Here is a 12,952-nt window from a genome sequence, read left to right on the forward strand (position 1 = left end):
CTGTGAAAGAATCGGTGGAGCGGTAGTTCAGTTGGTTAGAATACCTGCCTGTCACGCAGGGGGTCGCGGGTTCGAGCCCCGTCCGTTCCGCCACTTAATTGGAAAGCCCTGACTTAACGGTCAGGGCTTTTTCCATTGCAGCAAATTCAACACGGAAAAATACACCGCACTGATTCTCTTCGATCACCCGGATCATTTTAACGATCGCTAATTCTTTGAATCTGAAGCGATAATCCTGCGATCGATCCCACTCCTCCCAATTGTGTGCAGGCAGACCCCGATCAGGCCTGCCCCTGTAGACTTCAGGTACGCCACGGCTGATCAGCTGTCCACTCACTCAGAAAATCGATAAAAGCGCGTACACGCTGGCTTACGCCAATATCACTGTAGTAAACAGCATGGAAGGGCATTTCGACCGGCAGACGCTGATCGGCCAACACTTCCACCAGTTTTCCCTCAGCAACTTCACGATCGATCATATAGTCCGACAGGCAGGCAACACCATTACCGGTAAGACAGAGCTGCTTAATCGTCTCTCCGCTGTTAGAGGAGATAGCCCAGCTAATATCATAGAGTTCGCCGCTTTCACGGGAGACGGGCCAGCGATTGAGTCGTGGGGAATCATCAAAGCCAAGACAATGGTGATTATCCAGCTCAGCCACCGTTTGCGGTGTCCCATGCTCACGGAGATAGGCGGGTGAAGCCACAATCTTGCGAAAGCTCCTGAACAGCAGTCGGGCGCGCAGCGTTGAGTCGGTCAGATTGCCGGCACGAATGGCGATATCCACTTTCCGCTCAATCAGATTGATAAAACTCTCTGAGGAGATCAAAGAAAGAGTCACGTCAGGATAGCGCAGACGAAAGGGTTTAATCATCGGCATCAGCAAATGCAGAATCACCGGCGTCGCGGCATCAACGCGCAGTAGTCCTTTAGGCGCCTGTAAACTCTCGATCAAATCGCTTTCTGCCGTGGTCATCTCCTGCAAAAAGCGTTGAACATGGCGAAAATAGCGTTCGCCCTCCTGCGTAAGCGCCAGCTGCCGTGTTGTGCGGGTCAGCAGGGCAATACCCAGCTTGCTCTCCAGCTTTTTAACTGTCCTGCTGACGGCAGAGTTAGCCATCTTCAGCTGTTCAGCAGCGCGACTGAAACTTCCACTTTCTACTACGCTGACAAACACTTTTAGTTCATCAGAAGATGCCTTCATTCTTCCTCCCTGCAGCCACATGGCCATTAAGCCAGTTTATGACTGATAATGCTGTTATAACCAGTACAGGAGCCGTTAACGATGACATCGGGGACGTCACCGCCTGATCTGCCTCGTTTTGCTTAGCGAACGTAAAAGGGCTGCTTTATTCTGGAAAAGGTGATGAATTCTGACATTCACCTGCATCCATTGAAACCCCGGTCTAAAATCCCTATAACAGACAGGTGTTAACTGTATTTTGAATCATCAGCCAGGCGGGAAAGTGCGCAAAAAAACTTATGCAATGCGATATGTAGCAGGACAACCAGTGGAACAGATCTTTCCACCAGGCGCGATGCTCCATCTCGGTCAGGCACTGCCACCCGGCGCACCCTTGCCCGCGCATCCAAACCTCAAAGTTCTGGTATGGAACATCTTCAAGCAGCAGCGCGCAGACTGGATGTCGGTACTGGAGGGATTTGGTAAAGATGCGCACCTGGTATTACTGCAGGAAGCGCAGACCACACCTGAACTGGTGGAGTTTGCCACCAGTAATTATCTCGCTGCCGATCAGGTTCCTGCCTTTGTGCTGCCTCAGCATCCCTCTGGGGTGATGACGCTCGCCTCTGCGCACCCGGTCTATTGCTGCCCGTTGCGTGAGCGTGAGCCTCTGCTGAGGCTGTCAAAATCGGCTCTGGTCACGGCGTATCCGCTGCCCGCGGGGGAAATGCTGATGGTCGTGAACATTCATGCGGTAAATTTCAGCCTGGGCGTCGACGTCTACAGTAAACAGCTGGGGCCAATCGGGGAGCAGATCATGCATCACCAGGGGCCGGTGATTATGGCCGGGGATTTCAATGCCTGGAGCCGTCAGCGTATTAATGCTCTCTACCGTTTTGCACAGCGAATGAAGCTGGAAGAGGTGATGTTTACTGCCGATCACCGCCGTAAAGCCTTTGGTCGCCCACTGGATTTCGTCTTCTATCGCGATCTCAGGGTGAGTGAGGCATCCGTACTGGTGACGCGCGCGTCCGACCATAACCCCTTACTGGTGGAGTTCATTTCAGGAAGCTAGTCCGGTGCATTAAGCGAGCCTGCAAAGGGGAGGAAAGTCCGGCAGAGGAGTAAACGGTGGGGGAGGAATAAAAGAAAAAGGCTGACAAATGTCAGCCTTTTCAACGTATCAGGTATCAGGTGTTGCGTTATTATTCACAAACAGCGTTAAGTTATCGCCGGGTTGAATATCTTTCGCACTGTCCAGCACACTGTTCCAGCGCATCACGTCTTTAATGTTGACGCCGTGATGACGGGCAATACTGTCAAGAGAATCACCCTTACGAACACGATAGGTGATGCTGTTGCCGTTATCAGCCAGTCGGGTGTCATTCGAACCAATGGTCAGAGTCTGACCTGGTCGGATATCAGCACCGCGCAGGTTGTTATCCTGCTTCAGTGTCGAGACGCTAACGCCAAGTTTTGAAGCGATACCAGAGAGCGTATCACCCCGCCGCACTTTGTACCCGCCACTCGCACTGGCTTTCGCAAGCTGAGTAGGCTGTACCGCTGCGATGTCACCGGAAGCCAGTGAGTTACGCAGTTTTGCGACATTCGACTTCGGCACCATAATATAGTGTGGGCCGTTTGGCGCTGTTGCACCGCCTTTATAACCGGTATTGAAGCTCTTCAGTTTCGTAAGCGACATACCCGCCATTTCGGCAGCCTGCGTCAGCTGTATCTGCTGACCCACTTCCACTCGCGCCAGAGCACGACTTTCATTAGGTGTCGGCAGTTTGATACCGTAACGCTTGTTATTTTTGAGCAGTTCACTCAGAGCTAACATTTTAGGCACATACACGGTCGTTTCGCGTGGCAGCGATAAATGCCAGAAGTCAGTCGGCTTACCGCGCGCCTTGTTCTGCTTTATCGCTTTGAGTACACGTCCTTCACCACTGTTGTACGCTGCGATGGTTAATAACCAGTCGCCGTCAAACATGGTGTTAAGACGTTGCATCATATCCAGCGCAACTTTCGTGGATGCGACCACATCACGTCGCCCATCGTAATACTGGTTCTGTTTCAAACCATAGTTTCGACCTGTTGCAGCAACAATCTGCCAGATACCAGCGGCATTGGCGGATGAAGTTGCCCGGGGGTCAAAAGCGCTCTCCACTATGGGTAGCAGTACCAGTTCCATCGGCATTTTACGTTTCTGTATCTGCTCGACTATCCAGTACATGTACGGCTCTGCCCGTAATGTTACATCGTGGAGATAGCTCTTATTTTTTAAAAATTTACTTTTTTGTTCGCGGATTGCCGGGTTTTCCGGAATCCCCATCTTCAACTCGTCACTAATGAAACTCCAGAGATCTGCGTCTGCTGCGAGGCCAGTTCCATCTTCCTGCCATCGCGGCGACAAAAACTCGTCTCCGTACTTTCCATTTTCACCTTGACCAGCTGAAGACAGACTCTGTGCATGCTGTACCGGGATATTGGCATCGTTCCTGGACGCCTGACATCCTACCAGCAAGACTGAGGCGAGTAAGATCGCTTTAGCCTTCATGTGTGTGTCAATAGTTCGCTTAAAAGACGAGCAACTATACGTGACGACTTTTCACAACACAACCCGAAAAATCAAAAAGCGTCTTTCTTCTCGCGTAGAACGGCAAATGAACGCCATACGGGTTCATCAGTAACGTTAACGTTTAATGCCCTTTGTAAATCAATGTCTTGCGTGCGAAGAAATAAATTTATTGTCCGTTCGTGCGCCAGTTTTGTGGGCAAGCTAATGCCATTTTCAGCGCGTAAGTCCTTAATTTTCTGATATTCGGCCGTTATTTGTGGGTCATGGGGCAGAATAGCCGCAGCAAACTTCAGATTGGATAAAGTATATTCATGTGCGCAGCAGACTAATGTTTCACCTGGAAGCTGGTTAAGCTTTTGAAAGGAATCATACATCTGCTCTGCCGTGCCCTCAAAAAGCCGTCCGCAACCGCCCGAAAAGAGTGTGTCACCACAGAAAAGATAAGGTGAGCTGTAATATGAGATATGTCCTAAAGTGTGACCAGGGGTATGGATCACCTCAAACGTCAGGCCCAGAACCGTGACCCTATCGCCTTCGCTGACTATCGTTCTGGCCCCTTTAGCCGCAGTTTCCTGGGGACCATAGACCTCAAGCTGAGGGAAATGCTCGCACAGTGTTTTCACTCCGCCCGTGTGGTCGTTATGGTGGTGAGTCAGCAGAATAGCCACCGGCTGCCAGCCGTTGGAGGCCATTTTTTCTAACACCGGTTGGGCTTCGCCGGGATCGACAATCAGGCATTTACCGTCATCATCAGTCAGCGTCCAGATGTAGTTGTCCTGCAACGCAGGAATACTGGTAAGATTCATCATCACCTCTCGCAGGTCGTAGGAAAAGGAAGAGCGTAAAGCATGAAGCCCGCTAAATCACGCCAGATTCTGAACGCACCGCTGTCATGGCGCGATATGCCGTGGGGAGATTATTTCCGCGACGCGCTAACGCAGCAGCTTCAGCCTTACCTCGGAAAGCTTTATGGCTTTCATATGCTTAAGCTTGGCAACCTCAGCGCAGAAATCAACACCGAAAACTGTGCTATTTCACATCAGGTCAATGTTGGCAGGGAAGGGGAGCTGTTACAGGTGCTGGCTGACCCGATGCAACTGCCGTTTGAGTCGAAGTCGATCGATGCCTGTTTGCTGGCCCATACGCTCGCCTGGAGCCAGGATCCTCACCGGGTGTTACGTGAAGTGGATAGGGTGTTAATTGATGATGGCTGGATGATTATCAGCGGCTTCAATCCCTTCAGCCTGCTCGGCGTGAGTAAGATGGTGCCGGGCCTGAACCGCAAAGCCCCCTGGAGCGGACGGATGTTCAGCCAGGTGCGGTTAATCGACTGGCTGGGACTGTTGAATTATGAGGTGGTCTGGCGCACCCGATTTCAGGTGCTGCCGTGGCATCGGCAGGGCGGAAAACTGATCAGCGCCCACTTACCGGCGCTGGGCTGTCTGAATATTGTGGTGGCACGTAAGCGCACCTTCCCTCTGCTGCCGACCCGGGCCAGGAAGAGTATGAGCACCAGCAAGATCCGTCAGACGGTCAATGCCACACGCCAGTTCCGGCAGGCAGAGGATCAGGATTCGGTTTTATAACCGATATCCTCAAAAGCGGGATTTTCAGCCGCGCTGCGGGCCAGCACGTCGCAGCGCTCATTTTCCGGATGTCCGGCATGGCCTTTAACCCACTCCCATTGAATCTTATGGGTGCTGAGTGCTAAGTCGAGACGCTGCCAGAGATCGACATTCTTCACCGGCTTTTTGTCGGCGGTTTTCCAGCCACGCTTTTTCCAGTTATGGATCCAGCTGGTAATTCCCTGACGCACATACTGACTGTCGGTACTGAGCACCACATCGCACGGCTGGGTCAGCGCTTCCAGTGAGACAATCGCCGCCATCAGCTCCATCCGGTTATTGGTGGTAAGGTGATAGCCTGCGCTGAAGGTTTTCTCATGCTGACCGTAGCGTAAAATCGCCCCATAACCGCCGGGACCGGGATTTCCAAGACAGGATCCATCGGTGAATATTTCTACCTGTTTGCGCATCTCTGGTAGACTTCCTCTCAAAAACGCTAAGTCTGACATAAAACGGGTCTTATGAGCACTGCAAATAACCGCCAGATCGTTCTCGATACTGAAACCACCGGCATGAACATGATCGGGGTACATTATGAGGGGCACCGCATCATTGAAATTGGTGCGGTAGAGGTGATTAACCGTCGCCTGACCGGTAACAATTTCCATATGTATCTTAAGCCCGATCGGCTGGTCGATCCCGAAGCCTTTGGCGTACACGGCATTGCTGATGAGTTTCTGGCTGACAAGCCTGCGTTCAGCGAGATCGCCGATGAGTTTCTCGACTACATTCGCGGTGCTGAATTAGTAATCCATAACGCCCCGTTTGATATCGGCTTTATGGACTACGAGTTTTCAAAGCTGAACCGCGGCATTGAGAAAACCGAAACCTTCTGCAAAATCACCGACAGTCTGGCGCTGGCGCGCCGTATGTTTCCCGGCAAGCGCAACAGCCTTGATGCGCTTTGCTCGCGTTACGAAATAGATAACAGCAAACGAACCCTGCACGGCGCACTGCTCGATGCCGAGATTCTGGCTGAAGTGTTCCTGACGATGACAGGCGGGCAGACCTCACTCTCCTTTTTATCGGAAAGTGAAAGCGCCCGACAGGCGCAGGGAGAGAGCATCCAGCGGATCGTGCGTCCCACCTCTGCACTACGCGTGGTCACGGCCAGCGAAGAGGAAGTGGTTGCCCACGAGTCACGTCTGGATCTGGTGATGAAAAAGGGTGGCAGCTGCCTGTGGCGCGGCTGAATTGCGCATTTTTGTGGATAAAATCAACGGCAAGCTGAAAAAAACAGCAAACGATTTGTTCGCCTGGAAAAAGCGTTGACGCCGCAACAGGCTGCCATTACTATGCGCCTCGTTCCCGACGGGGAACAAAGCGCGGAGCGGTAGTTCAGTTGGTTAGAATACCTGCCTGTCACGCAGGGGGTCGCGGGTTCGAGCCCCGTCCGTTCCGCCAATCTCTTTAAAAAAGCCGATTCAGAAATGAATCGGCTTTTTGCTGTCTGCTATTCCGCGGCGGCCTGGTTCTTCTGCGCCATCACCTCGCCTTGCCAGCGGGCTACCTCCTCCGACTCACGATCTTCACGGGCAATAAAGCGATAGCAGCCTGCCGCCAGACCGGCGCCAATAAACCAGCTGAAGTTCGCCACCTGATGCAGGGAAGGGATAAAGCTAATCACCAGGCAAATCGCCACCGATGGCAGTAGTGCGCCAATCGCTTTAGGGTTAAAGCCACCGCGATACCAGTAACGGCCTGCTGGCGTATCGTTAAACAGATCGTCAACCGAGATACGTCCACGTTTAATCAGATAGAAATCGGTCAGCAGAATCCCGAATAGCGGCCCGATAAACGATCCCAGCACATCCAGCGTATAGTGAATCAGCTCAGGAGACTGGAACAGATTCCACGGCGTTAACAGCACCGACCCCACCGCGGCGATCATCCCGCCGGTACGGAAACTGATTTTCTGCGGTGAACAGTTAGAGAAGTCAAAAGCGGGTGAGACGAAGTTCGCCACGATATTGATGCCGATGGTGGCGGTAATCATGGTCAGCAATCCAATCGCGACCGCCAGATCGTTGCCGACCATGCTCACGGTTTCGATCGGATCGGTAATCATTTTGCCAAACAGCGACTGGGTGCCCGACACAATCACTACCGTCACCACGGAGAACAGCAGAAAGTTAAACGGCAGTCCCCAGCGGTTGCCGCGACGGATCTCTGACATGCTTTTGCCGTAGCGTGAGAAGTCACCGAAGTTCAGCAGCGGCCCGGAGAAGTAAGAGACCACCAGCGCCGTCGCCGTAATCATCTGCCACGTCTGCTCGCCTGCGGTAAGCGATTTGCTGGTGAGGGTAAACGAGATCCCATCGAAGCCGGTCTTGTATACAATCCAGCCCGCCAGCGCCACCATCACCACATAGACCGCCGGTCCGGCGACATCAATAAACCGTTTGATGGCGTTCATGCCATGCCAGAACACCATTGCCTGCAGTAACCACATAATGCCGAAGCAGCACCAGCCCAGCAGCGAAAGACCAAGCCAGTGCGGCACGGTCATCGACGTCAGCGACGGCGCGAACTTCAGCAGCACCAGCATCAGCGCATTCGCCGCGAGATAGGTCTGGATGCCATACCAGGCGAACGCTATCAGGCCGCGTATCACCGCCGGGATATTGGCACCAAACACCCCAAATGCCTGACGGCAGATCACCGCATAGGGTACGCCCGCCATCTGGCTCGGTTTCGCCACCAGATTCGCACAGATCTGCACGATGCAGATCCCCGCCAGCAGGCAGAGCAGCACCTGCCAGCTGGCTAATCCCAGCGTGAAGAAGCTGGCGGCCACCACATAGCCGCCCATGCTGTGCACATCCGACATCCAGAAAGAAAAAATGTTGTACCACGACCAGTTCTGATCGCGAGTCGGTGCCAGGTCGTCGTTACAGAGCCGAGGGCTGTAACGGGCGTTGGCTTCAGAGGCCGTGCTGGCCACCGTTGATTGATTTGGCATGAAACCTGCTCCTCTACCCGAGAGTGGAATGAATAATCTGGTAAGGCGGTATTGCAGGATCCAGGCCAGATCTCTTTTCTTGTATACAATATTTATTTTTCACGTATACGATATGTGGCGTACAGCAAGTGACCGGAGCGGGTAATGATGAGTAAAACAGGACAGCGAGACGCCACCAGGCTGCAGGATAAAGATGAAGGGATTTACCAGGCATTGATGAATGCCATTGTTGAGCATCAGCTGCCGCCGGGCAGTAAATTGCCGGAAGAGGCGCTTTCCGGGGTCTTCGGTGTGAGCCGCACCGGCATCCGCAAAGTGCTGCAACGCCTCGCGGCGGTGCAAATGGTCACCCTGACGCCCAAACGTGGTGCGCAGGTCTCCACACCCGGCGTTGAAGAGGCGCGGGATATCTTCTCAACCCGCAGTTTAATAGAGTGCGCTAATCTGCCAGCGGTACTGGCCCATCTGCAGCCCCCGCATCTGGTGGCGCTGGAGCAGCTCATCGCGCAGGAGAATCAGGCGCACGCCGATCATGATGGCCCGGCAGCCATCCGGCTGTCAGCGGCGTTTCATATACAGTTGCAGGCGATCTCCGGAAATCAGGTGCTCACCGGCATGGTGACCAGCCTGACGCAGCGATCATCGCTGGTGATCGCCGCCTATGGCGCACCCTGGCAGCGTGGCTGCCGCTGTGACGATCATGCGAATCTGCTTCAGTTACTGCGCGCGCGTGCGCTGCAGCCGCTGACGCAGGCGCTACAGCACCACTTCGAGCACATTGTCTCCAGCCTGCACTTCGAACGCAGCGGGGAAACGCTGCCCGACTTTTCCCGACTATTTGCCGCAGGCTCTGGAGCTGCCTCATGAGCCTGATTCAGGTTATTAACCCTAATACCAGCCTGGCGATGACCGAAACTATCGGTCAGGCCGCGCGTGCAGTCGCCGCACCGGGCACCGAAATTCTGGCTGTTTCGCCGTCGCAGGGCGTACCCTCCATTGAAGGGCACTTCGATGAGGCGATCGCCGCCATCGGCGTGCTGGAGCAGATTAAACTGGGCAGAGCGCAGGGCGTCAGCGGCCACGTCATTGCCTGCTTTGGCGATCCGGGTTTACTGGCGGCACGCGAGCTGGCCAGCGGACCTGTGATCGGCATCGCGGAAGCGGCGATGCATACCGCCACGCTGCTGGCGACGCGTTTCTCTATTGTCACCACGCTGCCGCGCACCCTGGTGATTGCGCGTCATCTGCTGCTGCAGTATGGCTTTACCCATCACTGTGCCGCACTGCATGCCATCGATCTGCCGGTACTGGCGCTGGAAGATGGCAGCGGTCTGGCGCAGGAAAAAGTACGGCAGCGCTGTATACAGGTGAAGCGGGAAGATGGCAGCGGGGCGATTGTGCTGGGTTGTGGCGGGATGGCGACGCTGGCCGGGGAGCTGACCCGGGAGCTGGGACTGCCAGTCATCGATGGCGTCAGCGCGGCGGTGAAAATGGTAGAGTCGCTGGTGGCGCTTGGTTTTGGCACCAGCAAACATGGTGATCTGGCCTGGCCTTTGCAGAAACCTCTCTCAGGTGCGTTTCAGCATCTAAACTAACGGAACTTTCCCGAATCAAAACAGGTGGAGTGATGACTGACGCTGCAGAGAAGAAAGAGTACAGCTTTAATAAAAACTATCCGCGCGATTTAATCGGTTATGGCGCTCATCCACCGCACGCCGCCTGGCCCAACAACGCCCGTGTGGCGGTGCAGTTTGTTCTGAACTACGAAGAGGGCGCAGAAAACAGCGTGCTGCACGGCGACACCGGCTCAGAGCAGTTCCTCTCCGACATCATCGGGGCAGCCAGCTATCCCGATCGCCACATGTCGATGGAGTCGCTGTATGAGTACGGCTCACGCGCCGGTTTCTGGCGCATCCACAACGAATTCCAGAAACGCGGTCTGCCGTTAACGGTTTTCGGCGTGGCGATGGCGCTGGCGCGTCATCCGGAAGTCGTCGAGGCAATTAAACAGGCTGACTACGATGTGGTCAGTCACGGCTGGCGCTGGATCCACTATCAGGGCATGGATGCAAAAACCGAACGCCAGCATATGCAGCAGGCGGTCGATGTGCTGGTCGATCTGTTTGGTAAAGCGCCGACCGGCTGGTACACCGGCCGCGACAGCCCGAATACCCGGCGGCTGGTGGTGGAGCAGGGCGGTTTCAGCTATGACAGTGACTACTACGGCGACGATCTGCCTTTCTGGACCCAGGTCACCTGTCAGGATGGTACGGTTAAACCGCACCTGATTATCCCCTACACCCTTGAGTGCAATGACATGCGCTTTGCCTCGCCGCAGGGATTTAATACCGCCGAACAGTTCTTCACCTATCTGCGCGACAGCTTCGATGTGCTGTATGAAGAGGGTGAAACCGCACCGAAGATGATGTCGATCGGTATGCATTGCCGCCTGCTGGGTCGTCCTGGAAAATTCCGCGCGCTGCAGAATTTTCTCGATCATATCCAGCAGCATGAGGATGTCTGGATCTGCACCCGTCAGCAGATCGCTGACCACTGGATCAATACGCACCCGGCACCTTAAGCCGGTTCCGGCGCTCGCCCCGCCTTGATCGGGCGAAGCGCCGGACGATGTCAGCTCATCAGGCTGACCTGCGCCGCCACGATACACCAGCCGTGTGGCATGCGTACCCAGGTCTGCTGCTGGCGGCCAATTTTATCGCTGCCGGTGCGGGTAAATTCGGTGCTGCAGACCGCATAATCCTCGCCAAAGGTGGTGATCACGGTGTTTCGCAGCGTCCGGTTCAGCCCGGCTGAAGGACGCGCGGCGCGGAAGGCCCGAATCTCATCAATGCCATACAGATTCTCACCCGCGCCGAGACGCACGGTTCGCGGGTCGTGCCAGAACAACGCATCCAGTTCGGCCACGTCATTGCTGACCAGCGCCTGCTCGTAGCGGTAAAACTGCGCCGTCACCTCGGTGACCACCTGCGGTAAATTAATCTCTCTGTTCATCAGGCTCCAGCCATATTGATTTGCGGTATCGTCATGCCGCGTTGTTCCAGTGCCCAGGCGGCACGTAACACCGCCTCTTCATTAAACGGACGGGCGATAAGCTGTAATCCAATCGGCAGACCGTTTCGGGTCGCCAGCGGCACGGTACAGACCGGCAATCCCAGAAAGGAGATTGGCTGCGTCAGCATACCCATGCTCGCCTTAGCAGGCAGCGATTCCCCCTGAATCGACAGGGTCTGCTGACCGATAGTGATCGCGCTGCAGGGTGTCGCCGGCGCTATCAGCACATCAAACCGATCAAACAGCGGCAACACCTGCTGCTGGAAATGGCGGCGGAAACGCTGCGCCTGCACGTACCAGGCACCTGGCATCATGGCACCGGCCAGCAGACGCTCGCGTGAATTAGGTTCAAACTGCTCAGGCATCTGGCGCAGGGCGGGCAGATAGTGATTGCCGCCTTCTGCCGCGGTCATGATAAACGCCGCCGAGCGTGCCAGCTCAGCGTCCGGCATCAGCACCTCTTCCTGTGCATCAAGTGCAGCCGCGACCACCGCGACGGCAGCGCGGGCATCCTCATCGCACCAGCGGGCAAAAAAGCCACCCAGTACGCCGCAGCGCAAGCCTTCGCTGCCCTGTGACAGCCCCGGTAGCGTCGCGGCCAGCGGGTGAGCGGCCTGAAACGCATCGGTAGGGTCTGCGCCCTGCAACAGATCATATACCAGCGCCAGGTCTTCAACCCGTCGCGCCAGAGGACCGATGTGATCGAGGCTGGCAACAAACGGATGGCTGCCGCTGCGTGACAACCGGCCAAAGGTCGGCTTAAGACCAAAAATACCGCACAGCGACGCGGGCACCCGAATGGAACCGTTGGTGTCGGTGCCCAGCGAAAAGTGGACCAGACCGGCGGCCACGGCAGCCGCCGAACCGCCTGACGAGCCGCCAGCCACACGGCTGAGATCGCGCGGATTGTGCGTCGCGCCGTAGTGACTGTTTTCGGTGGTAAAACCATACGCGTAGGCATCCATGTTCAGCATGCCCGACAGCAGCGCACCAGAGCGACGCAGTTTATCGACGGCAAACGCATCTGCACGTGCCGCAGGCCGATCGCTGAACAGGCTGGCACCGGCCAGGGTAGTGTGCCCCGCCACATCAAACAGGTTTTTTACCGCATACGGGATGCCCGCCAGCGGTGGCAGGGTTTCGCCGCGCTGCCGCTGCGCATCAATCGCACTGGCTTCTTTTAACATGCGCGGCCCGGTCATTTCCGTCCAGGCATTCAACGCCGGATTGTGCTGCTCAACCGCCTGCAGCGTCTGCTTTGCCACTTCCAGCGCACTGATTTCACCCTGCTGAATCGCCTGCTGCAGGGTCTGAATCGAAACGTCACCTAATCTCATGCCTGGTATACTCCTGCCACTTCAAGCCGGTCATCCAGCGGAAACGCCATCAGCGGCGCGGCCATCTCCGCGATACGCGACAGCTGGATCAGCAGTTCAGCGCGGCGGGCGTCATCCAGTTCCAGTTGCAGTATCTGCTCCATATGGCCGATGTAGCTGGCCCAATCGTGTTGATTCATGATTCGCTCCTG

15 protein-coding genes and 2 tRNA genes are annotated in these 12,952 nt (G+C 55.4%); 8 read left to right on the forward strand and 9 right to left on the reverse strand.

Going from position 1 to position 12,952, the window contains the following annotated elements; genetic code table 11:
* The first annotated feature begins 16 nt into the window (after positions 1-16).
* Positions 17-93 (forward strand) — tRNA-Asp (locus FOV68_RS05515).
* A gap of 1 nt (position 94) precedes the next feature.
* Here FOV68_RS05515 and FOV68_RS05520 read toward each other — a convergent pair.
* On the reverse strand, positions 95-337 hold the full coding sequence (locus FOV68_RS05520; RefSeq protein WP_143990474.1) for a hypothetical protein: 243 nt from the start codon (positions 335-337) through the stop codon (positions 95-97).
* Entirely contained in the window at positions 303-1,205 is a 903-nt protein-coding gene (yafC, locus tag FOV68_RS05525) for a DNA-binding transcriptional regulator YafC (RefSeq protein WP_039389509.1), read from the reverse strand. Before yafC ends, FOV68_RS05520 begins: the two co-directional genes overlap by 35 nt.
* A gap of 262 nt (positions 1,206-1,467) precedes the next feature.
* On the opposite strand from yafC, the gene FOV68_RS05530 reads away from it, so the two are divergent.
* Entirely contained in the window at positions 1,468-2,259 is a 792-nt protein-coding gene (locus FOV68_RS05530) for an endonuclease/exonuclease/phosphatase family protein (RefSeq protein WP_039389550.1), read from the forward strand.
* Between the two features lie 108 nt (positions 2,260-2,367).
* Here FOV68_RS05530 and mltD read toward each other — a convergent pair whose 3' ends face one another.
* Entirely contained in the window at positions 2,368-3,744 is a 1,377-nt protein-coding gene (gene mltD / locus FOV68_RS05535; RefSeq protein WP_143990475.1) for a murein transglycosylase D, read from the reverse strand.
* A 71-nt stretch (positions 3,745-3,815) separates the two neighbouring features.
* Positions 3,816-4,571, reverse strand: a complete 756-nt coding sequence (gloB, locus tag FOV68_RS05540) for a hydroxyacylglutathione hydrolase (RefSeq protein ID WP_069026573.1) — start codon at positions 4,569-4,571, stop codon at positions 3,816-3,818.
* 42 nt (positions 4,572-4,613) lie between these two features.
* Between gloB and FOV68_RS05545 the strand changes: the two genes are divergently transcribed.
* On the forward strand, positions 4,614-5,351 hold the full coding sequence (locus FOV68_RS05545) for a class I SAM-dependent methyltransferase (RefSeq protein WP_039389512.1): 738 nt from the start codon (positions 4,614-4,616) through the stop codon (positions 5,349-5,351).
* Here FOV68_RS05545 and rnhA read toward each other — a convergent pair.
* Complete coding sequence (gene rnhA / locus FOV68_RS05550) at positions 5,333-5,800, reverse strand: ribonuclease HI (RefSeq protein WP_010255125.1); 468 nt, start codon at positions 5,798-5,800, stop codon at positions 5,333-5,335. The genes FOV68_RS05545 and rnhA overlap by 19 nt on opposite strands.
* Positions 5,801-5,851: 51 nt before the next feature.
* Here rnhA and dnaQ point away from each other — a divergent pair, with 51 nt between their 5' ends.
* Together dnaQ and FOV68_RS05560 are read left to right on the forward strand one after the other, a co-directional pair.
* Positions 5,852-6,583, forward strand: coding sequence for a DNA polymerase III subunit epsilon (gene dnaQ / locus FOV68_RS05555; RefSeq protein WP_031590446.1), 732 nt, complete (start codon positions 5,852-5,854; stop codon positions 6,581-6,583).
* Between the two features lie 134 nt (positions 6,584-6,717).
* Positions 6,718-6,794: transfer RNA gene (locus FOV68_RS05560), tRNA-Asp, on the forward strand.
* 49 nt (positions 6,795-6,843) lie between these two features.
* Here the strand turns inward: FOV68_RS05560 and FOV68_RS05565 are convergent.
* Positions 6,844-8,352: an NCS1 family nucleobase:cation symporter-1 gene (locus FOV68_RS05565; RefSeq protein WP_143790555.1), complete on the reverse strand. Its 1,509-nt coding sequence runs from the start codon at positions 8,350-8,352 to the stop codon at positions 6,844-6,846.
* Between the two features lie 144 nt (positions 8,353-8,496).
* Between FOV68_RS05565 and FOV68_RS05570 the strand changes: the two genes are divergently transcribed.
* Genes FOV68_RS05570 through puuE form a run of 3 tightly spaced genes read left to right on the forward strand, consistent with a single transcriptional unit; the run spans position 8,497 to position 10,933 of the window.
* Complete coding sequence (locus FOV68_RS05570; RefSeq protein WP_143790554.1) at positions 8,497-9,219, forward strand: GntR family transcriptional regulator; 723 nt, start codon at positions 8,497-8,499, stop codon at positions 9,217-9,219.
* A complete protein-coding gene (gene hpxA, locus FOV68_RS05575; RefSeq protein ID WP_143790552.1) occupies positions 9,216-9,947 on the forward strand; it encodes an allantoin racemase in 732 nt (243 codons plus the stop codon). Before FOV68_RS05570 ends, hpxA begins: the two co-directional genes overlap by 4 nt.
* A 32-nt stretch (positions 9,948-9,979) precedes the next feature.
* A complete protein-coding gene (puuE, locus tag FOV68_RS05580; protein WP_010255138.1) occupies positions 9,980-10,933 on the forward strand; it encodes an allantoinase PuuE in 954 nt (317 codons plus the stop codon).
* Between the two features lie 50 nt (positions 10,934-10,983).
* On the opposite strand, the gene hpxZ is transcribed toward puuE, so the two are convergent.
* Genes hpxZ through hpxX form a run of 3 tightly spaced genes read right to left on the reverse strand, consistent with a single transcriptional unit; the run spans position 10,984 to position 12,940 of the window.
* Positions 10,984-11,364: an oxalurate catabolism protein HpxZ gene (gene hpxZ, locus FOV68_RS05585; protein ID WP_010255141.1), complete on the reverse strand. Its 381-nt coding sequence runs from the start codon at positions 11,362-11,364 to the stop codon at positions 10,984-10,986.
* Complete coding sequence (locus FOV68_RS05590) at positions 11,364-12,761, reverse strand: AtzE family amidohydrolase (protein ID WP_143790550.1); 1,398 nt, start codon at positions 12,759-12,761, stop codon at positions 11,364-11,366. The genes hpxZ and FOV68_RS05590 overlap by 1 nt, the downstream gene beginning before the upstream one ends.
* Positions 12,758-12,940, reverse strand: coding sequence for an oxalurate catabolism protein HpxX (gene hpxX, locus FOV68_RS05595; protein ID WP_003852562.1), 183 nt, complete (start codon positions 12,938-12,940; stop codon positions 12,758-12,760). Before hpxX ends, FOV68_RS05590 begins: the two co-directional genes overlap by 4 nt.
* Between the last annotated feature and the right edge of the window lie 12 nt (positions 12,941-12,952).

Source organism: Pantoea sp. paga, assembly GCF_007558755.1.
GTDB lineage: Bacteria > Pseudomonadota > Gammaproteobacteria > Enterobacterales > Enterobacteriaceae > Pantoea > Pantoea agglomerans.

Bases quoted from the DNA above. Each gene is read 5' to 3' on its own strand.
- yafC (WP_039389509.1), bottom strand. From the start codon at position 1,205: ATGAAGGCATCTTCTGATGAACTAAAAGTGTTTGTCAGCGTAGTAGAA.
- mltD (WP_143990475.1), bottom strand. From the start codon at position 3,744: ATGAAGGCTAAAGCGATCTTACTCGCCTCAGTCTTGCTGGTAGGATGT.
- gloB (WP_069026573.1), bottom strand. From the start codon at position 4,571: ATGAATCTTACCAGTATTCCTGCGTTGCAGGACAACTACATCTGGACG.
- FOV68_RS05545 (WP_039389512.1), top strand. From the start codon at position 4,614: ATGAAGCCCGCTAAATCACGCCAGATTCTGAACGCACCGCTGTCATGG.
- rnhA (WP_010255125.1), bottom strand. From the start codon at position 5,800: ATGCGCAAACAGGTAGAAATATTCACCGATGGATCCTGTCTTGGAAAT.
- dnaQ (WP_031590446.1), top strand. From the start codon at position 5,852: ATGAGCACTGCAAATAACCGCCAGATCGTTCTCGATACTGAAACCACC.
- FOV68_RS05565 (WP_143790555.1), bottom strand. From the start codon at position 8,352: ATGCCAAATCAATCAACGGTGGCCAGCACGGCCTCTGAAGCCAACGCC.
- FOV68_RS05570 (WP_143790554.1), top strand. From the start codon at position 8,497: ATGATGAGTAAAACAGGACAGCGAGACGCCACCAGGCTGCAGGATAAA.
- hpxA (WP_143790552.1), top strand. From the start codon at position 9,216: ATGAGCCTGATTCAGGTTATTAACCCTAATACCAGCCTGGCGATGACC.
- puuE (WP_010255138.1), top strand. From the start codon at position 9,980: ATGACTGACGCTGCAGAGAAGAAAGAGTACAGCTTTAATAAAAACTAT.
- hpxZ (WP_010255141.1), bottom strand. From the start codon at position 11,364: ATGAACAGAGAGATTAATTTACCGCAGGTGGTCACCGAGGTGACGGCG.
- FOV68_RS05590 (WP_143790550.1), bottom strand. From the start codon at position 12,761: ATGAGATTAGGTGACGTTTCGATTCAGACCCTGCAGCAGGCGATTCAG.
- hpxX (WP_003852562.1), bottom strand. From the start codon at position 12,940: ATGAATCAACACGATTGGGCCAGCTACATCGGCCATATGGAGCAGATA.